This window comes from Curtobacterium sp. 24E2 (genome assembly GCF_016925595.1).
GTDB lineage: Bacteria > Actinomycetota > Actinomycetes > Actinomycetales > Microbacteriaceae > Curtobacterium.
Genome location: NZ_CP068987.1, coordinates 3,316,794 through 3,337,694 on the forward strand (window position 1 = coordinate 3,316,794; position 20,901 = coordinate 3,337,694).

The 20,901-nt window shown below is 70.9% G+C and carries 22 protein-coding genes and 1 pseudogene; 9 read left to right on the forward strand and 14 right to left on the reverse strand.

What is annotated here, in order from left to right; genetic code table 11:
• Window positions 1–6 precede the first annotated feature (6 nt).
• The 3 genes from JN350_RS16195 to JN350_RS16205 form a co-directional block, all read right to left on the reverse strand.
• Window positions 7–423: a VOC family protein gene (locus JN350_RS16195; RefSeq protein ID WP_123338810.1), complete on the reverse strand. Its 417-nt coding sequence runs from the start codon at window positions 421–423 to the stop codon at window positions 7–9.
• A gap of 284 nt (window positions 424–707) precedes the next feature.
• Window positions 708–1,043: a hypothetical protein gene (locus tag JN350_RS16200; RefSeq protein WP_111084327.1), complete on the reverse strand. Its 336-nt coding sequence runs from the start codon at window positions 1,041–1,043 to the stop codon at window positions 708–710.
• A 22-nt stretch (window positions 1,044–1,065) separates the two neighbouring features.
• Window positions 1,066–2,736 carry a sodium:solute symporter family protein gene (locus tag JN350_RS16205; RefSeq protein WP_205462826.1) on the reverse strand — a complete coding sequence of 557 codons (1,671 nt, stop codon included), beginning with the start codon at window positions 2,734–2,736 and terminating at the stop codon, window positions 1,066–1,068.
• Between the two features lie 142 nt (window positions 2,737–2,878).
• On the opposite strand from JN350_RS16205, the gene aroQ reads away from it, so the two are divergent.
• Entirely contained in the window at window positions 2,879–3,322 is a 444-nt protein-coding gene (aroQ, locus tag JN350_RS16210) for a type II 3-dehydroquinate dehydratase (protein WP_123313893.1), read from the forward strand.
• Window positions 3,323–3,652: 330 nt separating this feature from the next.
• Here aroQ and JN350_RS16215 read toward each other — a convergent pair whose 3' ends face one another.
• Window positions 3,653–4,249 carry an NAD(P)H-dependent oxidoreductase gene (locus JN350_RS16215; protein WP_205462827.1) on the reverse strand — a complete coding sequence of 199 codons (597 nt, stop codon included), beginning with the start codon at window positions 4,247–4,249 and terminating at the stop codon, window positions 3,653–3,655.
• An 89-nt stretch (window positions 4,250–4,338) separates the two neighbouring features.
• On the opposite strand from JN350_RS16215, the gene JN350_RS16220 reads away from it, so the two are divergent.
• Window positions 4,339–4,851 (forward strand): MSMEG_6728 family protein, encoded by a 513-nt coding sequence (locus JN350_RS16220; RefSeq protein WP_205462828.1) that lies wholly within the window; start codon window positions 4,339–4,341, stop codon window positions 4,849–4,851.
• Here JN350_RS16220 and JN350_RS16225 read toward each other — a convergent pair.
• The 7 genes and pseudogenes from JN350_RS16225 to JN350_RS16250 all read right to left on the reverse strand — a co-directional run bounded on the left by JN350_RS16225 (window position 4,811) and on the right by JN350_RS16250 (window position 11,464).
• Window positions 4,811–5,101 carry a hypothetical protein gene (locus JN350_RS16225; RefSeq protein WP_205462829.1) on the reverse strand — a complete coding sequence of 97 codons (291 nt, stop codon included), beginning with the start codon at window positions 5,099–5,101 and terminating at the stop codon, window positions 4,811–4,813. The genes JN350_RS16220 and JN350_RS16225 overlap by 41 nt on opposite strands.
• A 354-nt stretch (window positions 5,102–5,455) precedes the next feature.
• Window positions 5,456–5,590, reverse strand: a complete 135-nt coding sequence (locus JN350_RS20315) for a hypothetical protein (protein WP_275897996.1) — start codon at window positions 5,588–5,590, stop codon at window positions 5,456–5,458.
• A gap of 92 nt (window positions 5,591–5,682) precedes the next feature.
• Complete coding sequence (locus tag JN350_RS16230; RefSeq protein ID WP_205462830.1) at window positions 5,683–6,864, reverse strand: cysteine desulfurase family protein; 1,182 nt, start codon at window positions 6,862–6,864, stop codon at window positions 5,683–5,685.
• 2 nt (window positions 6,865–6,866) lie between these two features.
• Complete coding sequence (nadC, locus tag JN350_RS16235; protein WP_205462831.1) at window positions 6,867–7,745, reverse strand: carboxylating nicotinate-nucleotide diphosphorylase; 879 nt, start codon at window positions 7,743–7,745, stop codon at window positions 6,867–6,869.
• Window positions 7,742–9,441 (reverse strand): annotated as a pseudogene (locus JN350_RS16240) (L-aspartate oxidase). The gene nadC and the pseudogene JN350_RS16240 overlap by 4 nt, the downstream one beginning before the upstream one ends.
• 44 nt (window positions 9,442–9,485) lie before the next feature.
• On the reverse strand, window positions 9,486–10,757 hold the full coding sequence (gene nadA / locus JN350_RS16245; protein WP_205462832.1) for a quinolinate synthase NadA: 1,272 nt from the start codon (window positions 10,755–10,757) through the stop codon (window positions 9,486–9,488).
• An 8-nt stretch (window positions 10,758–10,765) separates the two neighbouring features.
• Window positions 10,766–11,464: an NUDIX hydrolase gene (locus tag JN350_RS16250; RefSeq protein ID WP_111084339.1), complete on the reverse strand. Its 699-nt coding sequence runs from the start codon at window positions 11,462–11,464 to the stop codon at window positions 10,766–10,768.
• A gap of 166 nt (window positions 11,465–11,630) precedes the next feature.
• Here JN350_RS16250 and JN350_RS16255 point away from each other — a divergent pair, with 166 nt between their 5' ends.
• The 4 genes from JN350_RS16255 to JN350_RS21170 all read left to right on the forward strand — a co-directional run bounded on the left by JN350_RS16255 (window position 11,631) and on the right by JN350_RS21170 (window position 14,972).
• Window positions 11,631–11,912 (forward strand): acylphosphatase, encoded by a 282-nt coding sequence (locus JN350_RS16255; protein WP_240347370.1) that lies wholly within the window; start codon window positions 11,631–11,633, stop codon window positions 11,910–11,912.
• Between the two features lie 203 nt (window positions 11,913–12,115).
• Window positions 12,116–13,525: an MDR family MFS transporter gene (locus JN350_RS16260; RefSeq protein WP_240347371.1), complete on the forward strand. Its 1,410-nt coding sequence runs from the start codon at window positions 12,116–12,118 to the stop codon at window positions 13,523–13,525.
• 41 nt (window positions 13,526–13,566) lie between these two features.
• A complete protein-coding gene (locus JN350_RS16265; RefSeq protein ID WP_205462834.1) occupies window positions 13,567–14,550 on the forward strand; it encodes an FAD-binding protein in 984 nt (327 codons plus the stop codon).
• A complete protein-coding gene (locus JN350_RS21170) occupies window positions 14,469–14,972 on the forward strand; it encodes a D-arabinono-1,4-lactone oxidase (RefSeq protein WP_461964473.1) in 504 nt (167 codons plus the stop codon). The genes JN350_RS16265 and JN350_RS21170 overlap by 82 nt, the downstream gene beginning before the upstream one ends.
• Here JN350_RS21170 and JN350_RS16275 read toward each other — a convergent pair.
• Window positions 14,956–15,450 carry a 2'-5' RNA ligase family protein gene (locus tag JN350_RS16275; protein ID WP_205462836.1) on the reverse strand — a complete coding sequence of 165 codons (495 nt, stop codon included), beginning with the start codon at window positions 15,448–15,450 and terminating at the stop codon, window positions 14,956–14,958. The genes JN350_RS21170 and JN350_RS16275 overlap by 17 nt on opposite strands.
• Before the next feature lie 147 nt (window positions 15,451–15,597).
• On the opposite strand from JN350_RS16275, the gene JN350_RS16280 reads away from it, so the two are divergent.
• Genes JN350_RS16280 through JN350_RS16290 form a run of 3 tightly spaced genes read left to right on the forward strand, consistent with a single transcriptional unit; the run spans window position 15,598 to window position 18,259 of the window.
• The gene (locus JN350_RS16280; protein ID WP_205462837.1) at window positions 15,598–16,551 is read left to right on the forward strand and encodes a MetQ/NlpA family ABC transporter substrate-binding protein; all 954 of its coding nucleotides are present in this window, start codon (window positions 15,598–15,600) and stop codon (window positions 16,549–16,551) included.
• Window positions 16,551–17,591, forward strand: a complete 1,041-nt coding sequence (locus JN350_RS16285) for a methionine ABC transporter ATP-binding protein (protein ID WP_205462838.1) — start codon at window positions 16,551–16,553, stop codon at window positions 17,589–17,591. The genes JN350_RS16280 and JN350_RS16285 overlap by 1 nt, the downstream gene beginning before the upstream one ends.
• 50 nt (window positions 17,592–17,641) lie before the next feature.
• The gene (locus JN350_RS16290) at window positions 17,642–18,259 is read left to right on the forward strand and encodes a methionine ABC transporter permease (RefSeq protein ID WP_111084480.1); all 618 of its coding nucleotides are present in this window, start codon (window positions 17,642–17,644) and stop codon (window positions 18,257–18,259) included.
• A gap of 282 nt (window positions 18,260–18,541) precedes the next feature.
• On the opposite strand, the gene JN350_RS16295 is transcribed toward JN350_RS16290, so the two are convergent.
• Entirely contained in the window at window positions 18,542–19,318 is a 777-nt protein-coding gene (locus tag JN350_RS16295; protein ID WP_111084345.1) for an endonuclease/exonuclease/phosphatase family protein, read from the reverse strand.
• A gap of 163 nt (window positions 19,319–19,481) precedes the next feature.
• Window positions 19,482–20,891: an MFS transporter gene (locus tag JN350_RS16300; protein WP_205462839.1), complete on the reverse strand. Its 1,410-nt coding sequence runs from the start codon at window positions 20,889–20,891 to the stop codon at window positions 19,482–19,484.
• Window positions 20,892–20,901 lie beyond the last annotated feature (10 nt).

Below are 20,901 nucleotides of genomic sequence, written 5' to 3' on the forward strand. Positions count from 1 at the left end.
GTGTGGTCACTCGGCCGGCGGGCCGTCCTGGGCGGCCTGCGGGTCCATCCACACGTACTCCCACCGGTGGCCGTCCGGGTCGGTGAAGCTCCGCTGGAACATGAAGCCGAGGTCCATCGGCGCGCGGTCCTCGCTCCCGCCGGCCGCGACGGCGGCGTCGACGATGCGGTGCACCTCGTCCTTCGACCCGGCGGTGAGCGAGTTGATCACCTCGACGGTGCCGGCGTCGGCGATCGTCTTGTCGGTGAAGTCGGCGAACTTCGCGTGGGTGAGCGCCATGACGTAGATCGTGTCGCTGATGACGATGCACGCGGCGGTGTCGTCGCTGAACATCGGGTTGATCGAGTAGCCGAGAGCCTCGTAGAACGCCTTCGAACGGTCGAGGTCGGTGACGGGCAGGTTGATGAAGACCATCGTGTCCATGGGGAGGTTCCTTTCGTCACGCTCAACCTGGCCCGTGGTGCGGCGATGCGCAACCGTTCCGTCGCGGTACGGGAAACGCAAAACCCCGGTCCCGCGCTGGCTGCAGGATTCTCCGGGGCTCACTTTCGATCGAGCAGCACGCGGTCGACATATCAATTTTACGAGTCCAGCGCGGGCCACGTCAAGTGATCCAGGACACCGACTCGGAACGACGAAGCCGCTGTCGTGCGACAGCGACGTCGTCGTTCCGCGTTCCGAGTCGGCTCAGTGGTGCGCGACCGAGCTCAGGCGGACGCTCGGCCCTCGCCTGCGGCCTTCTGGTCGGCCTCGGCCTCGGCCTGGCCGATGATGTCCTCGGCCGGCACCGGGTTCAGGCGGTCCCAGAGGAAGAACAACAGGCCGCCGACGAGCATCGACAGTCCGACCCACAGGTTGATGTGGATGCCGCCGGTCTTCTCGGGGTCGGTGTCCCAGTGGACGATACCGACGATCGTCACGATGACGCCGTAGAGCACGAACAGGCCGCCGAGGATGCGGCGCAGGTCGAGACGACGGGTCGAGCGGACGAGGGCGGCCTTCTGCTCCTCGGTCAGCGCGCCGGGGGTGGTGGTGTCACTCATGGTCGGTGATCTCCTTCGCGGATCAGAGGAACGGCAGGTACAGGACGACGCACAGGATCAGTGCGACGGTGCCGAGCAGTGCGGGCGAGCGGTACCAGGCGGTGTCGGTCGCCACGGAGTCGCCGTGCAGGTCGATCTTGCCGATGCCGTAGACCAGGCCGCCGAGCTCCTTCTCGTCCTTGGGCGTGGTGAACATCGAGACGACGAACCCGACGATCAGGACGGTCACGAACGAGATGATCGCGCCGTACAGGGTCTCGGCGGTCGCGGTGGCGAACAGGTCCGGGTTCACGAGGTACGCGATCCAGGTGATCGTCGGCGTGACGATGCCGAGCACGTAGCCCCAGAGCGCGCCCTGCGTGGTCATCCGCTTCCAGAGCAGACCGAGGATGAAGACGGCGAACAGCGGCGCGTTGAAGAACGAGAAGAGCGTCTGCATGTACGTCATGATGTTCGACGCCTGGGCCGCGATGAACGCGGTCGCGATGCCGACCAGGACGCCGACGACGGTCACCCAGCGACCGGTCTTCAGGTAGTGGATGTCCGGCATGTTCGGCTTGATGTAGCGCTGCCAGATGTCGTACGTGAAGACGGTGTTGAAGGACGAGACGTTGGCCGCCATCCCGGCCATGAAGGACGCGAGCAGGCCGGTCACCGCGACGCCGAGCACACCGGTCGGCAGGTACATCTGGATGAGCTTCGGGATCGCGTCGTTGTAGGTGAGCGAACCGTCGGCGAACTGGTTGCCGACGACCGCCGCGGCGATGAGACCGGGGATCACGACGATGGCCGGGATGAAGAGCTTCGGGATCGCGGCGATGAGCGGGGTCCGGCGCGCTGCGGACATGTTCTTCGCCGAGAACGCGCGCTGCACCTCGGTGAAGTTGGTGGTCCAGTAACCGAAGCCGAGGACGAAGCCCAGGCCGAGCACGATCGCGAGCCAGTTGGCGCCGATCGGGTTGGTGACGCCACCGAAGCCGGTGCCGGCCCATGCCTGCAGGTGCTGTACGCCCTGGGTCTCGGTGATCGCCTTGCTGAGGCCGTCCCAGCCGCCGACGCGGTGCAGGCCGACGATCGTCAGCGGGATGAGCCCGGCGATGATCACGAAGAACTGCATGACCTCGTTGTAGATCGCGCTGGAGAGCCCGCCGAGGGTGATGTAGACGAGCACGAAGCCGGCGGACACGACGATGGCCAGCCACTCCGGCCAGCCGAGCATCGCCTCGATGACGATGGCCATGGCGTAGAGGTTGATGCCCGCGATGAGCACGTTCGACACCGCGAACGCGATCGAGTTGACGAGGTGCGGTGCCTTGCCGAAGCGGCGGAGCATGAACTCCGGCACCGATCGGACCTTGGACCCGTAGTAGAAGGGCATCATCACGAGCCCGAGGAACACCATGGCCGGCACCGCGCCGACCAGGTAGTAGTGCAAGGTCGCCATGCCGATCTGGGCGCCGTTGGCGGCCATGCCGAGGATCTCGGTCGCACCGAGGTTCGCGGACACGAAGGCCAGGCCCGTGATCCACGCCGGCATCGAGCGCCCGGACAGGAAGAAGTCCATGCTCGTCCGGACCTGTTTGCGGGCGGTGAACCCGATCCCGATGACGACCGCGAAGTACACGATGATCATCAGGTAGTCGACCCAGCCCAAGTCGAGCCGGATCCCTTCGTTCGCTGCAGCGAGAACCATTCAACATCTCCACGTCAGTGTGTTGCAGTCGACAACTCCGCCGACCCGGACGGAGACGTTACACCGAATTGTGACCGTTCACATAGCCGAGGCATGTGTCCGCCGGCGGCAGCCCGTGGCCCGCGATCGCTAGGCTCGCCCCATGACCGACCAGGCGCGCATCCTCGTCCTCAACGGACCGAACCTCGACATCCTCGGGCGGCGCGACCCGGAGCAGTACGGCACCGTGACGCTCGCCGAGCTCGAGGCGATCGTGCACACCGAGGCAGCCGTGCACGAACTGGACGCGGACTTCCGCCAGACGAACCGCGAGGGCGAACTGGTCGAGTGGCTGCACGAGGCCCTCGACGACTTCGCCGCCGTGGTGATCAACCCAGCGGCCTACGCACACACCTCGGTCGCGTTGCACGACGCTGTCGAGGCGCTCTCCGTCCCCGTCGTCGAGGTGCACCTGTCGAACACGTGGAAGCGCGAGCCCTTCCGGCACGTCGACCACGTCGCCACCGCTGCGACCGCGGTCATCGCCGGCGCGGGCGCCGACGGCTACCGCCTGGCGGTCGCGCACGTCGCGTCCCTGATCGCCTGACGCCCGTCACGCCGGACGGGCGGTTCTCGTCCCGCCGAGGTTCCGAGATCTCGGAACCTCGGCGCCACCGCCGTCCCGGAGTGGAACCTCGGCGTCACGCGGACGGCGATTCGTGGAACCCCGGCGTCACGCGGACGGCAAGTCGTGGAACCTGGCGGTCGCGCACGTCGCGTCCCTCACGACGGAGACCGTGCGGTCACCGTCCCCGCTCCGTAGGCGTTCTTTCCCACGACATCTGCGATGCAAGGTCGAATCGGGCGTACCTGGTGAGGACTTCAGACCAGGTACGCCCGAATCGACCAGGAACGTGCGGAAGGCCGGGGCCGCGCGTCAGAAGTCGGCGGGGCGCCGCACGTCGGTCAGGCCGGCCGTGGCGAAGCCCCCGCGGACGATCGGGATCGCCCGGCGCACCGCCTGGTCGATGCGGAGTTCCAGGTCGACGTTGCCGATGTCGTAGCCGCCCTCGCGCTTCGTGAAGTCGCGCTCGTTGCCGAACACCCCGATCGGCAGCGTCGTCGACTGGAAGAAGCCGAACAGCGGGCGCATCTGGTGCTCGACGAGCAGGGCGTGGCGATCGCTGCCGCCCGTTGCGGTCAGCAGGACCGGGGTGTCGACGAGGTCGTACTGCCCGATCCAGTCGAAGAACAGCTTGAACGCGCCCGAGTAGGCGGCGCGGAACGCCGGGCTGCCGACGACGAGCACATCCGCGGCCTCGACGGTCTCGAGTGCCGCGCGGGTGCGCTCGGACATCGCCTCGCGCGACGTTGCCGCACCGAGGTCGGCCAGGAGCGGGCCGATCTCGATGGTCTCGGTGCGGGCACCCTCGAGCTCCTGCCCGAGGCGCGCCACCGTGGCGGCGACCAGGGTGGACGTCCTCGAGGGGTCCGAAGGGCTCCCGCTGACGCCGACGACCAGTTCTCCACTCATGTGGTCGATGCTCACACGCCCACCGCCGGGGCGGTCCGCGTGTGACGACATGTGTCGGGTGTCAGGCCCCGCGGGTACCGTCCCGCGGCATGCAGACGTTCTTGCCGTACGCCGACTTCCGGGCCTCTGCCGAGGTCCTCGACGACCGGCGCCTCGGGAAGCAGCGCGTGGAGACCCTGCAGGTGATGCGGGCGCTGACACTGCCGGGGTACGGCTGGCAGCACCACCCGGTCACCGCGATGTGGCGCGGCTACCGTCCGGCGCTGATGGCCTACCAGGAAGCGACCTGCAGCGTATGGCTCGAGCGCGGGCACGTGGACACCTGCCTGGAGAAGACGCTGCTGGACCTCGGGCGGGTGCCGGAGGAACTGGCGGCGTACGAGCGCGGTGACGTCCCGATCCCGCCGTGGAACGACGACGAGGCCCTGCACGCGTCACACCGCTCGAAGCTGGTGCAGAAGGCGCCGGAGCACTACCGCGAACTCTTCCCGGACGCACCAGACGACCTGGACTACGTCTGGCCGGGCACGCCGGACGCCCCGGGCAGCACGGCCGCAGCCGTCACGCCACCGGGATCCACCGCGCACCGTCGCGGCGCGTGACGACGTCGGAGCGGATCTCGACCACGTCGCGCAGGCCGTGCACGACCCGGTCGCGCACGACCGCTGCCGTGGCGTCGTCGTCCGACTCGAACCGGACGACCGCGCACGGAAGGCCACGCAGCAGGCGGACGTCCTGCGCCTCGACCACCGCGTGCTCGGCGACCAGACGGGCCGCAGCGGGGAGGACGGCGTCGGGCGCGGTGCCGGCGTCGAGCGCGCCGATCGCCAGGGTCACACGGTACGAGGGCATGCCCCGACGGTAGCGGGAGCGGGAGACACCGGGAGCCCGCCGTGGGCTGCAGGGGAACTGACGTCGTTCAGGGGGTCGACGTCGGCCCACGGCGGGTCGCGGTGTGTGGCGGGACGCGACGACAGGGGGAACGTCGCGCCCCGCTCCGGATGTCGATCAGGGGTATCGGCATCCGGTCTGGGGCACCGGCCGGGTCACGGGAGGAGCCGGGCGGTGTCGGACCTCAAGGGTGTTCGGTGTCCTCTCGGTACCGGTCCGTCTCGATCGGTGCGGGCATCGATCGTCGAGCGGCGGCGGGTCGGCACATGGGGAGCAGGGCGCTCCCGACGGTCGCGAGGGCTCCGACGGCGGCGATCAGCCCGAGGGGGCGGTGCCGAGGTCGTGCTGCGCAGCCAGGGCGAGCGCGACGAGGGTCGCCGGTGCGGGCAGGAGCTGCACCGCTCGGAAGCGGTCGTCCCGTCGTGTCCGGGCGATCATCACGTTTGCCATGTGGACACTCTGGCGCACATTCCGTGTCCGCATAAGGGGGACACGACCCCACTCATGGAGTAGAACGTCTAGTACACCATGGGTGCGATGTCTCAGCCGAGTGCGCGGACGGTGGCCACGGCGTCTGCGACCGCTCCGACGATGATCGGTACGTCCTCGGCGCCGAGGGAACCGTCGAAGGTGAGGCGGAGCGCGGTGCGGGCGACCTCGTCCGGGATCCCGAGCGCGGTGAGCACGTGCGACGCCTCGGTGCTGCCGGCGGCGCAGGCACTGCCCGACGAGGACACGACGTCGCGCTGCTCCAGCTCGAGCAGTACGATCTCGCCGTTGACCCCGGGGAAGCAGAACGACGCGTGCCCGGGCAGTCGGTGCTCGCGCGACCCGGTCACGAACGCGCCGGGGACGGCGGCGAGCACCCCGTCGAGCACGGCGTCACGGACGGTCGTCGCGGCGGCAGCGGCAGAGACAGCAGCACCGCCGGCGGCAGCAGCACCGCCGGCGGCAGCAGCGCCGCCGGCGGCCGCCAGCCCGAGCGCCGTCGCGACCGCCACCGCGCCGGCGACGTCCTCGGTGCCGGAGCGTCGGCCCCGCTCCTGTCCGCCGCCGTGCAGCAGCGGCTCGATGGGCACCCCCGAGCGGACCGCGAGCACGCCGGTCCCCTTCGGTGCCCCGAGCTTGTGCCCGGAGAGCGACAGTGCGTCGACCCCCAGGACGTCGAGCCCGACTGGCAGCCACGGCGCGGACTGCACGGCGTCGGTGTGGAAGCGCGCGCCGACCGCGTGGGCCTCGGCAGCGAGCGCCGGGACGTCCTGCACGGTGCCGATCTCGTTGTCGGCGTGCGCGATCGACACGAGGGTCGTGTCCGGCCGGAGCGCCGCGCGCAGCACCGACGGGTCGACCAGACCGTCCGACGCGACGGGCAGCACCGTGACGTCGAAGCCGTGGAAGCGTGCCAGGTACGCGCAGCTCTCGAGCACGGCCTCGTGCTCGATCGCACTGGTGACGACGTGGCGTCCGCGTGGGGCGGCGAGCGCGATCCCCTTGACCGCGGTGTTCGCTCCCTCGGTCCCACCCGTGGTGAAGACGACCTCGGCCGGGCGGCAGCCGAGCACACCGGCGACCGTGGCCCGTGCGGCCGCGAGCCCGCGTGCGGCTTCGTCCCCGACACCGTGCGTCGACGACGGGTTGCCGAACACCCCGGTCAGGTACGGCCACATCGCCTCGAGGACCTCGCGGCGGACGGGGGTCGTGGCCGCCCGGTCCAGGTAGAACACGGTCAGTCCCCGGCCGCCACCGCGATGTCGAGCCCGAGATCGAGCGCCCGGGCCGAATGCGTGAGCGCCCCGACCGAGATGACGTCGACCCCGGTCGCGGCGATGGCCGCGACGGTGTCGAGGGACACCCCGCCCGACGCCTCGACGAGCGCGCGACCCGCGACGATGCCGACACCCGTCGCGAGCTCGGCCGGCGTGAAGTTGTCGAGCATGATCGTGTCGACGCCCGCCGCGACGACGGGCTCGATCTGGTCGATGCGGTCCACCTCGACCTCGACGTGCACGGTGTGCCCGAGCCGCTGCCGTGCTGCGGTGATCGCGTCACCGATGCCGATGCCACCGGCGAGCAGCACGGCCAGGTGGTTGTCCTTGGCGAGCACGGCGTCGGACAGCGACGTGCGGTGGTTGTGGCCGCCGCCGCAGCGCACGGCGTACCGCTCGAGGGCGCGGAGGCCGGGCGTGGTCTTCCGGGTGTCGACGATGCGCGCCGAGGTGCCCGCTGCGGCCGCGACGTGGGCCGCGGTGGCGGTGGCGATGCCCGACATGCGTTGCACCAGGTTCAGCGCCACCCGCTCGGCGCGGAGCACCGAACGCGCCGACCCCGTCACGGTGGCGAGCGTGTCACCGGCGGTGAACGCGTCCCCCTCGTCGGCGTGCACGGTCGCCCGGATCGACGGGTCGACCGCGTGCATGACGGCCACGAAGACGGTCCCGCCGCTCAGCACCCCGGGTTCACGGGCCGCAAGCGTCGCCGTCGCGGTCGCGTCGGCCGGGATGAGCGTCTCGCTGGTGACGTCGCCCCAGGGCGCGTCCTCTTCCAGCGCGGTCTCGATGACGCGGCGCAGGGCGTGCGGCGGGATGGTGCCGGGGTCGATGGTCATGCGGGAACCTCCTGCGGGACGGCGATGCGTCGAGTGACCGTCTCGGCGACCCAGGCGTACGAGGCCGGGGCTGCTGGATCGGTGTCGGGGTGGTCGGTGCGGGCGTGGGTGCCGCGGGACTCGGTGCGGGTCTCGGCGGCGAGCGCGACCAGCCGTGCCAGGTCGAGCAGTGCGCGGTCCTCGTGCTCGCGCACGCCGCCGGTGGCGGGCGCGGTGAGCGCGTCGAGGTCGCACCGGGCGCTCGCCAGTCCGGTCGCGTCACGCAGCAGCCCGACGCGGTCGGTCATGACGGCCTGGACCGCCTGGCGGACGTCGGTGGACCCGTCGCGGTGATCCGGGCCTCCTGGCCAGGTCTGACTGGGCCCACGCCTGCCGGTTCCGGCGCGCTGCGGAGCCTGCGGAGCGGCGTGACGGCCGAGCAGGTGGGGAGAGGTGCGGATCACGTCCGCCGCGCGGGGAACGCTGGTCACGCGCAGGTCTGCGTTCCCCCGCAGGCGGAGCAGGCCGGGTCGGGGTCCGGCGACCGCGTCCGCTGCGCGGACCGCGAAGACGAGTCCCTCGAGCAGGGAGTTCGAGGCCAGACGGTTCGCTCCGTGGACCCCGGTGCAGGCGGCCTCGCCGATGGCCAGCAGCCCCGGGAGGCTGGTGCGCCCCTCGGCGTCGGTGGCGATGCCGCCCATCGAGTAGTGGGCCGCCGGCGAGACCGGCACGCCCTGGCGGGTCCAGTCGAAACCGGCCGCGCGGGTGGCCCGGGTGAGTCCGGGGAAGCGTCCGGTCAGGAAGTCCGCGCCGAGCCCGGTGGCGTCGAGGAGCACGGGTGCGCCGCCCTGGTCGCGGACGGCGGCGGCGATGCCGCGGGCGACGACGTCGCGCGGAGCGAGCTCGGCGTCCGGGTGGACAGCCGTCATGAAGCGGCGTCCGCGCGCGTCGCGGAGGACGGCTCCCTCGCCGCGGACGGCCTCGGAGACGAGCCCGCCGTCCGGGACTGCGAGGCGGGTCGGGTGGAACTGGACGAACTCCAGGTCGGCGACCACCGCTCCGGCACGCCACGCGGCGGCCACGCCGTCCCCCGTCGCCACGAGCGGGTTGGTGGTCTCGCGGTACAGGTGTCCCGCTCCCCGGAGGCGATCACGACGGCGTCGGCGTCGATCCGTCGGGGTTCGCCGAGCAGGTCGAGGACGTCGACGCCGACGACGGCGCCGTCGCGCACGACGAGGTCGGTGAGGCAGGTGCGCTCGAGGATCGTGACGTGCTGGCGGTGCAGCGCGTCGATGAGCGTGCGCTCGATCGCCGCGCCGGTGGCGTCGCCGTCGGCGTGCACCACGCGCCAGCGTCCGTGTGCGGCTTCGCGCCCGCGGGCCAGGTCGTCGCCGTACCGGTCGAGGGCCGACGGGTCGGTCGAGCGGTCGAACGGCACACCGAGGGCGAGCAGGTCGCGGACGCGGGCCGGTCCGTCGCTGCAGAGGACCTCGACGGCGCGCGCGTCTGCGCTGCCGGCCGCCGCGACGTGGGTGTCGGCCTGGTGCAGTGCCGGCGAGTCGTCGGCACCGAGCGCCACCGCGACCCCGCCCTGGGCGTACGCGGTGGCACTGTCGGCGAGCGCGCCCTTCGTCACCAGCGTGACGTCGTGGACGGCGCTGGCACGGATCGCTGCGGTCAGTCCGGCGATGCCGGAGCCGACGATGACGACGTGCACGGTGGTCTCCCTCGGTCGTTCGGGTTCGGGATCGGGCTCGGGCTTCAGCCGCGGGGCTTGGCCGCGAGCATGCGCTCGAGCGCGACCTTGGCGTCGGCCTGGACCTCGGCGGGGACCACGATCTCGTTGAGGACCTCGCCGCGCACCAGGGCCTCGAGCACCCAGGCGAGGTAGCCCGGGTGGATCCGGTACATCGTCGAGCACGGGCAGACGACCGGGTCGAGGCAGAAGATCGTGTGCTGCGGGTACTCGGCGGCGAGCCGGTTCACCATGTTGATCTCGGTGCCGATCGCGAACGTGGTCGGTTCGGTGGCCGCGGCGACGGTCTTCCGGATCAGGTCGGTGCTGCCGGCGTGGTCGGCGGCGTCGACGACGGCCATCGGGCACTCCGGGTGGACGATGACCTGGACGCCGGGGTGCTCGCGTCGGGCCTGATCGATCTGGTCGACGGTGAAGCGGCGGTGCACCGAGCAGAAGCCGTGCCAGAGGATGACCTTCGCCGCTTCGAGGTCGCTCTCCTCGTTGCCGCCCAGGGGCTTCCGGGGGTTCCACATCGGCATCAGGTCGGTGCTGATCCCCATGGCCTTGGCGGTGTTCCGACCGAGGTGCTGGTCGGGGAAGAACAGCACGCGCTGCCCGCGCTCGAACGCCCACTCGAGCACCGTCGCGGCGTTCGAACTGGTGCAGACGATGCCGCCGTTGCGCCCGCAGAACGCCTTGAGGTCGGCAGCGGAGTTCATGTAGGTGACGGGGATGACGGGCACCCGGCCATCGGCGTCGGGCTCGGTGCCGTAGACGGCGGTGAGCTCGGCCCAGGCGGCCTCGACGCTGTCGATGTCGGCCATGTCCGCCATCGAGCAGCCCGCGGCCAGGTTCGGCAGGATGACGCGCTGGTCGTCGCGGGCCAGGATGTCGGCGGTCTCGGCCATGAAGTGCACGCCGCAGAACACGATGGCCTCGGCGTCGGGCTTCGTCAGCGCGGCGTTGGCGAGCTGGAACGAGTCACCGAGGAAGTCCGCGTGCCGGACGACCTCGTCGCGCTGGTAGAAGTGCCCGAGGACGACGACCCGGTCGCCGAGCGTGGCCTTCGCCCGCTCGATGCGCGCGTGCAGCTCGTCGGTCTGCGCGGTCTTGTACTCCTCCGGCAGCACGCCCTGCCGCGGTGCGCTCGTCGGGATGACGTCGGTCATCGACGAGCCCGGGCCGTACCCGGGCCGGGAGTCGAAGTCCCACGTGGGCATGGCGAGGTCGGGCGTGCAGGTGCTGCCGCCGGCCTTGCCGTTCGAGATGAGGTCGATGGTCGTCGCGATGGACACGGTGGTTCCTATCGGTTCTGCGGTCGTGTGCCCTGCTGCAGCGGGCCGTTGTCCGCGTAGGCCAGGTCGGGGTTCGAGCGGTACAGCCGGGCCGGACGGTGCCGACCCCCGCTCGTGGTCTCGTCGGTCGGCAAGATCGCGTCGGTCTTCTCCACCTGCCGACGGAAGTTCGCGGGGTCGAGCGCGCGCCCGAGCACCGCCTCGTACACCCCGCGCAGCTCGGCGAGGGTGAACCGGTCCCCCAGGAAGGCCTGGGCGATGCGGGAGTACGACATCTTGGTGCGGAGCCGCCAGAGCGCGTACTCCACGATCCGGTCGTGGTCGAAGGCGAGCGGCGGGTGCTCGTCGGCGAGGAACCAGCGGACGTTCCAGTCGTCCGGCACGACGTTCGCCTCGTCCGGGTGCACGAGCGCCCAGTACACGATCGACACCACCCGGCTCGGTGAGCGGCCGACGTCGCCGAACGCGTAGAGCTGTTCGAGGTAGCGGGGCTGCACGTTCGTCGTCTCGCGCAGGCGGGCTGCGGCGGAGTCCTCGAGTCCCTCGTCGACGCCGACCCAGCCGCCGGGCAGTGCCCATGACCCCTCGAACGGTTCGGCCACCCGGCGTACCAACGGCATCCACAGCGCCGGCGCCCCGGTGTCGGGGTGCGGGCGCAGCGCGACGATCACGGTCGAGACCGCGACGCGGATGCCTGCTTCGTCCATGGCGGACCTTAATGTCATTCTGACTTGAAGTGTTCGGGTTGCGATGACACTATCACCGCTGCACGGTGTGTTGCGCCCGTGCGGGACTCCGGGTCGTCACGAACCGGAAACAGATCGTCACGAGGCCGAAAACTCCGGGAGGCCCCGCGTGGATACGGTGAGCAACATGACGACGGTGACGAGGATGCATGCCGTGGTGTCGGGGACCGTCCAAGGGGTCGGCTTCCGGTACTGGACGGCGCGGAAGGCCGACGGGCTCGACCTCGTCGGGTACGCCAGGAACCTCTGGGACGGCACCGTCGAGGTCGAGGCCGAGGGACCGTCGGTCGCGGTCGAGACGTTGATGGAGTGCCTGCGGAGCGGGCCACCGTCGGCCACCGTGACGGACGTCGCGCTCCGGCCGGTCGTACCGCACGGCGACGCCGACGGGTTCGCGATCCTGCACTGACCCGGTCGCACCGACCGTTCCCGTGCGGATGTCGGTGCGGAGCGGAATAATCGAATCCACTCAGGCGGTTGCCCTGTCTGCGCGTCCTGCGCCACCTCGTTCCACCAGTCGTGATCCACCAGGAGCTCCCGCATGACCCAGGCCGTCGATTCCGCCCCCGCACGGGAAGCGTCTCGCAACCGACCGCTGCCGAGACCCGTCTCGTGATCGGGCTGCTGCTCGTGTCCGCGTTCGTCGTCATCCTCAACGAGACGATCATGGGCGTGGCGCTGCCGCGGCTGATGGACGACCTCGACATCAGTGCGGCGACCGGGCAGTGGCTGACCACGGGCTTCCTGCTCACCATGGCGGTCGTCATCCCGATCACCGGGTTCCTGCTGCAGCGGTTCAACACCCGCCCCGTCTTCGTCTGGGCGATGGGCCTGTTCTCGGCCGGCACCCTGATCGCCCTGCTCGCACCCGGGTTCACGCTGCTGCTCGTCGGCCGCATCGTCCAGGCGAGCGGCACCGCGATCATGATGCCGCTCCTGATGACGACGGTGCTCACCCTCGTCGACCCGGCCCACCGTGGCCGCATCATGGGCAACATCTCGATCGTCATCTCGGTCGCACCGGCCATCGGCCCGACGATCTCCGGGCTCATCCTCAACGCGTTCTCGTGGCGCTGGCTGTTCGGCTTCGTCCTGCCGATCGCGATCGCCGCGCTCATCCTCGGCATGGTCAAGGTCCGCAACGTCTCGACGCCCCGCAGGGCACCGCTCGACGTGTTCTCGGTGATCCTGTCCGCGTTCGCGTTCGGTGGGATCGTCTACGGCCTGTCCAGCATCGGCGAGGCCGGCACCACCGGCCTGTTCGTCCCGGTCACCGCGCTCGTCGTCGGTGCCGTCGCCCTGGCGGTGTTCATCCTCCGACAGACCCGCCTGCAGCGCACCGACAGCGCCCTGCTCGACCTGCGCACCTTCCAGACCCGCGGCTTCACCGTCCCGATCGTCGCGATGGCGCTGAGCTTCATGGCGATGTTCGGCACGCTCATCCTGCTGCCGATCTACCTGGAGCGCGTCCTCGGGCTCGAGGTCCTGAACGTCGGACTGCTGCTGCTCCCCGGCGGGCTGCTCATGGGGCTGCTCTCCCCCATCGTCGGGCGCATCTACGACCGTCGCGGACCGCGCGTGCTGCTCATCCCCGGCTCGATCATCGTCAGCGCGGTGCTCTGGGCGCTGTCCACGGTCGGCGTGGACACCAGCGTGTGGTTCGTCCTCGGGGCGCACGTGGTGCTGAGCATCGGCCTGGCGCTCACCTTCACCCCGCTGTTCACGGCGGCACTCGGTGGCCTGCCCCCGAAGCTCTACTCGCACGGCAGCGCGGTGCTCGGCACGGCGCAGCAGCTCGCCGGAGCCGCCGGCACCGCCCTGTTCGTCACCCTGCTCACGATCGGCGCCGCCACGGCAGCGACCGGCGCGGGTGCGGACGCCGTGGCCGCAGCGACCGCCTCCGGCGTGAAGACCGCGTTCCTGGTCGGCGCGGTGATCTCGCTGTTCGGCATCCTGGCATCGGTCTTCGTCACCCGTCCGGCGGTGCCCGAGGGCGCGCCAACGCCCCCGCCCGCGCACTGACCGCGGTGCCGCCCACGGGTCCACGTGGCATCGTGGGCGGCATGCGGTCGACGGCGAGCGAACTGAACTGGTCCGGCACGGTCACCTACACGGCCGAGCAGGTGCTCCGACCGGGCTCGATCGACGAAGCAGCCGAGGTCGTCGCGCGGTCCACCCGGGTGCACGGGCTCGGCACCCGGCACTCGTTCAACGACGCCGCCGACGCCCCGGGGGTCCTGCTCGACCTGACCGCGATCCCCACCGACCTGGTCGTCGACCCCGACCAGCGGACGGCGACCCTCGGAGCCGGCACCCGCTACGGAGTCGTCGCTCCCGACATCGAGCGCGCCGGGTTCGCGCTGCACAACCTCGGCTCGCTCCCGCACATCTCCGTCGGCGGCGCGGTCGCCACCGGCACCCACGGCTCCGGCACCACTCTCGGCTCGCTGACCACCGCGGTCCGGTCCCTCGAACTGCTCGGCCCCGACGGTACGCTCCGGACCGTCGACCGCACCGATCCGGCGTTCCCCGGCACCGCCCTGCACCTCGGGCTGTTCGGCATCGTGACCCGGGTCACGCTCGACCTCGAACCCACCTACCGGATGCGACAGGACTCGTACGGGCCGTTCCCGTGGAGCACGTTCACCGACCACGTCGCCGCGGTCCACGCAGCCGGGTACTCGGTGTGCGCCTACACGGTGTTCGGCGACGAGATCAGCGAGGCGCTCGTGAAGTCCCGGGTGCCCGACGGCGCCGACGACGTCGCCGTGCCGGACGACCTGTTCGGCGCACCCCGGCTGCCCGGTTCCCCGGCGACGGCCACCACACGGCGCGCGACGGCTCCGTGGGACCGTGGTGGGACCGGCTGCCGCACTTCCCCATCGAGTCCGTGCCGAGCCACGGGTCCGAGGTGCAGAGCGAGCACTTCGTCCCGCTCCGGCACGCGGCGGCGGCGCTCGACGCCCTGCGCGGGCTGGCCGACCGCATCCAGCCGCACCTGCACGTGTGCGAGCTCCGGACGATGGCGGCCGACGACCTCTGGCTGAGCCCGACCCAGGGCGAGGACGTGCTCTGCATCGCGTTCACCTGGCAGAAGCACCCGGAGGCGGTCGCTGCACTGCTGCCCGACCTCGAGGCGCGGCTCGCACCGTTCGACGGGCGACCGCACTGGGGCAAGATGAGCCTCGCTCGACGGCGACGCGATCGCGGAGCTGTACCCGCGGGTGGCGGACGTCCGTGCGCTGATCGCACGAGCCGACCCGGACCGGACGTTCGCATCCGCGTTCGGCGAGCGGGTGCTGCGGGCCTGACCCGGGCCTCCCGTCCGACGCCCCGTTGCCCCGGAACCAGGTTCCGGACACAGCACCACGCGATCGCGCAGTTCCGTGTCCGGAACCTGGTTCCGCAGGTGCGTCGCGACCGGGAGGCCCGGTGCCGGTCCGCAGCGCGCGTCAGCGCAGTCGGGTGACCACCTTCACGTCCCCGTCCCAGTGCCGGAGACCGCCCACGGTGAGCACCTCGGGCAGGGGCGCGTCCGCAGCGAGGACCCGGAGCGCCGCCGGCAGGTCGACGTCGCGGATCCGCCGAGCGAGGGTGACGTGCGGTGCCCAACGACCCGGCAGCGACGAGTCGAGCGAGCCGGGAGCGGCGGCGTCGACCGCGCGGTGGAAGCGGGCGAGTGGCTCGTCGACGACCACGCCGATGCCGAGCACGTGCCGACCAGGGCCGGCGGGGAACAGCAGGACACCGGCGACGCGCAAGGTCTCGGGCACCGCGACGTCGAGGTCCGGCGGCACGGGAACGGCCTCGCCGGCCACCAGGGTGACGTGCGGGTCGTTCGTGCCCGAGTGGCCGAGGCTCGGCAGCTCCGCGGCGACGAGGGCCTGCCAGAGCGCCCGGACCGCCGCGTCGGAGGGGCCGTCGAGGACGAGTTCGATGCTGCGCACGTACCGAGTGAACCAACGCACCCCGTGACGGCGATGTAACACGGCGGAACCGAACTCGCACCGGGGACCCGCGCCCGTCACACTCGACTCCACGCCGCGTACCCGACGCGGCTCCCCCGCACAGCACGGCCCACGAGGAGCACCAGCATGTCCGCAGCCCCCGCACTGCCCGAGAAGCCGAAGGGCAAGCGCCCGATCGGCTGGATCATCGCCGCCGTCATCGTCGTCGTGGCGATCGTCGTCGCCGTCATCGTCGGAGTCGTGCGCTCCGGTGGCGACAGCGGTGGCGCTGCCGCCGGTGACGCCGCCCCGAAGACCGTCACCATCGGCGTCTCGGACAAGTCGCTGCCCTACTGGAACACCTACGTGAAGGCCGCCAAGGAGCAGCTCAACGTCACCGTCAAGCTCCAGAACTTCTCGGACTACTCGCTGCCGAACCCTGCGCTCAAGGACAAGCAGATCGACATCAACCAGTTCCAGCACATCCAGTACCTGGCGAACTACAACGTCACCTCGGACGACGACCTGCAGCCGATCGGCGCGACGGCCGTCTACCCGCTGCCGCTCTACTCGACGAAGGTTTCCGACGTCAAGGACTTCGAGGACGGCGCGAAGGTCGCCATCCCGAACGACGCCATCAACGAGGCCCGTGCGCTCCTGGTCCTGCAGGCCGCCGACCTGCTCGAGCTCAAGGACGGCGGCAACGCCTTCTCGACCACGGCCGACATCACCTCGCACAAGGTCGACGTGCAGACGCTCGACGCCTCGCAGACCGCGAACGCCCTGCAGCAGGGCTCCGTCGAGGGCGCGATCGTCAACGTGAACTACGCCACCTCGGCCGGGCTCGACACCAAGGACGCGATCTTCCAGGACGACCCGAAGAGCGCCTCCGCCGCCCCGTACGTGAACGTCTTCGCCGTCCGCGACGCCGACAAGACCAACAAGACGTACCTCGACCTGGCGAAGCTGTTCCAGGACGACGCCGTGCAGAAGGTCTTCGCGAAGGACTACCCGGACGCCGTCCCGAGCGACGAGAGCGCCGCCTCGCTGCAGAAGGAGCTCACCACGGTCGAGTCCGACGCGAAGGCGGCAGCGGAGTAGTGCCGGTCCTCGTCGAACTCCGCGGCGTCTCGAAGCACTACCGCCGCGCCGACACCGGCGAGACCGTGGTGGCCGTCGAGGACGTCTCCCTGGACGTGCACCAGGGAGAGGTCCTCGGCGTCATCGGGTACTCCGGTGCCGGCAAGTCCACCCTGGTCCGTCTGGTGAACGCCCTCGAGCTCCCCAGCTCCGGGACGGTCACCGTGGCGGGCAAGGAACTGACGGCGATCCCCGAGCGGGATCGCCGTCTGGCGCGTCGCAACATCGGGATGATCTTCCAGCAGTTCAACCTGTTCCGGTCCCGCACCATCGCCGGCAACGTCGCGTACCCGCTCAAGGTCGCCGGTGTGCCGAAGGACGAGCGGGACCGTCGCGTGGCCGAGCTGCTCGACTTCGTCGGGCTCCTCGAACGCGCCCACGCCTACCCGGAGCAGCTGTCCGGCGGTCAGAAGCAGCGCGTCGGCATCGCGCGGGCCCTCGCGGCGTCGCCCGACCTGCTGCTCGCCGACGAGGCCACGAGCGCCCTCGACCCGGAGACCACGTCCGAGGTGCTCGGGCTGCTCCGCCGGGTGAACAAGGAACTCGGCGTCACGATCATCGTCATCACGCACGAGATGGACGCCGTCCGCCAGATCGCCGACCGCGTCGCCGTGATGGAGCAGGGTCGCGTCGTCGAGGTCGGGGACGTCTACGACGTGTTCTCCGCGCCGAAGACGGGTGCTGCGCAGCGGTTCGTCCGCACCGCGCTGCACGACCGCCCCTCGGTCGACACGCTCGCTCGCCTGCGCGAGCGTCACCCCGGTCGCCTGGTGACCGTGCAGATCACCGACGAGGCCGGGCTGCAGAACCGGATCGACGCCGTGTTCCGGTCCGCAGGGGTCACCGCCGAGCTCGTGTACGGCGGGGTCGGCGAGATCCGCGAGCGGCGGATCGGTTCGCTCACCTACGAGCTGACGGCCGGCGACTCCGCCACCATCGACCGCGCCGTCGCCGCACTGCGCGCCGACGGCGTCACGACCGACGAGGAGGCAGCAGCGTGAACAACTCGTTCCAGAGCGTGATCGACACGTTCGACGTCTTCCTCGCCGCCATGCGCGACACCATCGTGATGTCGCTCGTGTCGCTCGTCATCGCCGGCGTCATCGGGCTCGCCCTCGGGCTGCTGCTCTACGCGACGCGGCCCGGCAACCTGCTCGGTAACCGCACCGCGTACACGATCATCAACGTCGTCGTGAACCTGGTCCGGCCGATCCCGTTCGTGATCTTCCTCGCCGCGATCGCGCCGCTGTCGCGCGTCGTGGTGCAGACCACGATCGGCGTGCCCGCGGTGACCTTCGCGATCTCGCTGGCAGCGGCCTTCGCCGTGTCGCGCATCGTCGAGCAGAACCTGCTCGCGGTCGACCCCGGCGTCGTCGAGGCGGCGCGAGCATCGGGTGCGCACCCGATCTCGATCCTGCTGACCGTCCTGATCCCCGAGGGCCTCGGGCCGCTCATCCTCGGCTACACGTTCATCTACATCGGCATCGTCGACATGACGGCGCAGGGTGCGTTGATCGGTGGCGGTGGACTCGGCGAGTACGCGATCACCTACGGCTCGCAGCGGTACGACTGGTGGATCGTGTACGTCTCGGTGGCGGCGATCGTCGTCATCGTGCAGCTCGGCCAGTTCGTCGGCAACCGGCTCGCGCGCGCGACCCTGCGTCGCTGACGCGGGCGCGCCGTCCGCGGTGGGTGCTGCGACCTCGGCACGTGCCGTGGTCGTGACTGCCTGGAGGCCCGGTGCCGGTTCCTGGAACCGGCACCGGGCCTCCAGTGCGTTGCCGCGTTGCGGGCGCGCCCCGCGTCGTCCGCCGAGCGGTCACGGGGCGTCCGCGACGCGCCGCTCACGTCCGCCGAGGTTCCACGACTCACCGCTCGCGATCCGCCGAGGTTCCACGAACGCCCGCTGCGAGCGCCGAGATGCCGAGATTTCGGAACCTCGGGTTCCGCGTCAGGCGGCCGGGGACTCCACGGTCTCGATCGTGCCGGTCGCTCCGGGGTGCTCGTAGTGCGCGCGCACCAGGATCGGACGGTGGTCGGAGATGCCCGCCGGCAGGGTCTCGACACCGGCGATGTGCAGCCCGACGCTCGTCGCGAAGTCGAAGTGGCCCGTGAACTTGCGGTAGCGCAGGTACGTCGGCTGGTCGGACAGCGACAGTGCGAACCCGCCCTGCTCGATCTTCCGACGCAGGTTCGTCTGGAACCAGGGGTAGTTGAAGTCGCCGACCATGACCGCTGGGACGTCCTTCGCGAGCTCGCGGAGGAACTGGTGCGCCGCCTCGATCTGCTTGCGGCGGAGGGAGTTCGTCGCGGTCAGCGGTGAGGCGTGGAACGAGGCGACGACGACCTCGGCATCGGCCTCGGTGTCGCGCAGGTGCATCGCGATGAGCCGTTCGTGCGCGGGTGCGAGGACCCGGTCGTGCAGGGACTTCTGCAGCGAGTGGATGCTGAAGTCCTGCACCTCGAAGCGGTCGTCGCGCTTGTAGATCGCGAGTCCGAGGCGGTTCGTGCGGGTCGACGCGGCGAGCGAGAGCCCACCGATCGACGGGGCCAGGTCGTTGCTGTCGCACTCCTGCACGCAGAGGACGTCGGCGTCGGAGGCCTCGGCCAGGGCGGCGAGTTCCCCGTTCGCGGTGTGCTCCCGGAGGTTGTAGCTGACGACCCGGAGGGCAGTGGGCGGCACGCCTGCGTCGGTGGCGATCGTGCTCTGCTGTTCTGGCGCGGCCATGCTGCCTTCCTGTCCGGGTGGTCCGGTCACCCTGCCGCGGCAACCGTACTCGGCGTTCGCAAACGGATGCTGAGACTGTAACGCCTGTCGGGTTTCGCGCGTGTGACCGTGACGGAAACGGACAGCCGCGAGCCGGGCGCTGGGCTGCGCGGAACCGCGCGGGTCAGACGCGGACCCGGCGGGCGGGCCGGACGGTGTCCCCCGCTGTGCGGCTCATCAGGATGCCCTCGACGCACGCGACGGCGAGCAGCGCCGCGATCACCCAGAACGCGACGGTGTACGGACCGTCGCCACCGAGCCCGCCGGCCGCGCGGATCACCACCGCTGCGACGGCGACGCCGAACCCGGCGGCGGTCTGCTGCAGCGTCGACGAGAGCGTGTTCGCCGGGGTCATGTCGGCCTGCTCGACGTCGGCGAAGGCGATGGTGTTGTACGCCGTGAAGCCGACGGAGCGGGCGGCGCCGCTGACGACGAGCAGCACCGCGAGCAGCCAGAACGGGGTGTCCTCGGTCATGAACGCCATCGCGACGACGGTCAGCGCCGCGATCGCACTCGACACGATGATCACCGGGCGGTAGCCGAACCAGCGCAGGAACGGCGTCGTCATCGGCTTGATGCCGAGGTTGCCGACGAAGACCCACAGCACGGCGGACCCGGCGAGCACGGCGCTCCAGCCCCAGGCGTCCTGGAACAGCAGCGGGAGCACGAACGGCACCGCGGAGACCGCCAGGCGGAACAGGCTGCCGCCGGCGTGCGACACCCGGAACGTCTCGAGGCGGAACGCCTCGAGCCCCATGATCGGGTGCGGTGCCCGGCGGAAGTGCCGGATCGCGAACCAGCAGCAGACGGCCCCGACGACACCGGACACCACGACGGCCAGGACCGGGATGACGTCGAGTGCGAGCAGGGACGCCATCACGACGAGCGACCCGAGGCCGAAGCACGCGAGCAGCGATCCGAACCAGTCGAACGGCACGCGTTGCGCGGCGCGCTCCTGCGGGACGAGCACGAGCGCGGCGACGAACGCGATGACGCCGAGCGGGATGTTGATCAGGAAGATCCAGTGCCACGTCAGGGTGTCGACGAGCACGCCGCCGATGAACGGGGCGATGATCGGCGCGGCCAGGGCGGGCCAGGTGAGGATCGCGATGGCCGTGACGAGCTGCTCGCGCCCGGCGCTCCGGAGCACCACGAGGCGGCCGACGGGCACCATGAGCGCACCGCCGAGCCCCTGCAGGATGCGCCAGAGCGTCAGGTCGACGAGGCCGGTCGACATCGCGCAGAGTGCCGACGCGATCGTGAAGAGCGCGATCGCACCCGCGAAGACGGTGCGGGACCCGATCCGGTCGGTGAGCCAGCCCGAGACGGGGATGAAGACCGCCAGGGTGACCAGGTACGCGGTGATCGCGACGCCCACGGCGGCCGAGTCGACGCCGAGGTCACGCCCCATCGCGGGCGCCGCGGTCGCCAGGATCGTGCCGTCGAGGAGCTCCATGAAGAAGGTCCCCGCCACGAGCACGGCGACCGCCGTGCTGCCCGTCCGTCGTCTGGGTGTCGTCGTCGTCGTCGCCATGTCGCGTCAA

Bases quoted from the DNA above. Each gene is read 5' to 3' on its own strand.
- JN350_RS16195 (WP_123338810.1), bottom strand. From the start codon at position 423: ATGGACACGATGGTCTTCATCAACCTGCCCGTCACCGACCTCGACCGT.
- JN350_RS16200 (WP_111084327.1), bottom strand. From the start codon at position 1,043: ATGAGTGACACCACCACCCCCGGCGCGCTGACCGAGGAGCAGAAGGCC.
- JN350_RS16205 (WP_205462826.1), bottom strand. From the start codon at position 2,736: ATGGTTCTCGCTGCAGCGAACGAAGGGATCCGGCTCGACTTGGGCTGG.
- aroQ (WP_123313893.1), top strand. From the start codon at position 2,879: ATGACCGACCAGGCGCGCATCCTCGTCCTCAACGGACCGAACCTCGAC.
- JN350_RS16215 (WP_205462827.1), bottom strand. From the start codon at position 4,249: ATGAGTGGAGAACTGGTCGTCGGCGTCAGCGGGAGCCCTTCGGACCCC.
- JN350_RS16220 (WP_205462828.1), top strand. From the start codon at position 4,339: ATGCAGACGTTCTTGCCGTACGCCGACTTCCGGGCCTCTGCCGAGGTC.
- JN350_RS16225 (WP_205462829.1), bottom strand. From the start codon at position 5,101: ATGCCCTCGTACCGTGTGACCCTGGCGATCGGCGCGCTCGACGCCGGC.
- JN350_RS20315 (WP_275897996.1), bottom strand. From the start codon at position 5,590: ATGGCAAACGTGATGATCGCCCGGACACGACGGGACGACCGCTTCCGA.
- nadC (WP_205462831.1), bottom strand. From the start codon at position 7,745: ATGACCATCGACCCCGGCACCATCCCGCCGCACGCCCTGCGCCGCGTC.
- JN350_RS16250 (WP_111084339.1), bottom strand. From the start codon at position 11,464: ATGGACGAAGCAGGCATCCGCGTCGCGGTCTCGACCGTGATCGTCGCG.
- JN350_RS16255 (WP_240347370.1), top strand. From the start codon at position 11,631: ATGACGACGGTGACGAGGATGCATGCCGTGGTGTCGGGGACCGTCCAA.
- JN350_RS16265 (WP_205462834.1), top strand. From the start codon at position 13,567: ATGCGGTCGACGGCGAGCGAACTGAACTGGTCCGGCACGGTCACCTAC.
- JN350_RS16280 (WP_205462837.1), top strand. From the start codon at position 15,598: ATGTCCGCAGCCCCCGCACTGCCCGAGAAGCCGAAGGGCAAGCGCCCG.
- JN350_RS16290 (WP_111084480.1), top strand. From the start codon at position 17,642: ATGCGCGACACCATCGTGATGTCGCTCGTGTCGCTCGTCATCGCCGGC.
- JN350_RS16295 (WP_111084345.1), bottom strand. From the start codon at position 19,318: ATGGCCGCGCCAGAACAGCAGAGCACGATCGCCACCGACGCAGGCGTG.
- JN350_RS16300 (WP_205462839.1), bottom strand. From the start codon at position 20,891: ATGGCGACGACGACGACGACACCCAGACGACGGACGGGCAGCACGGCG.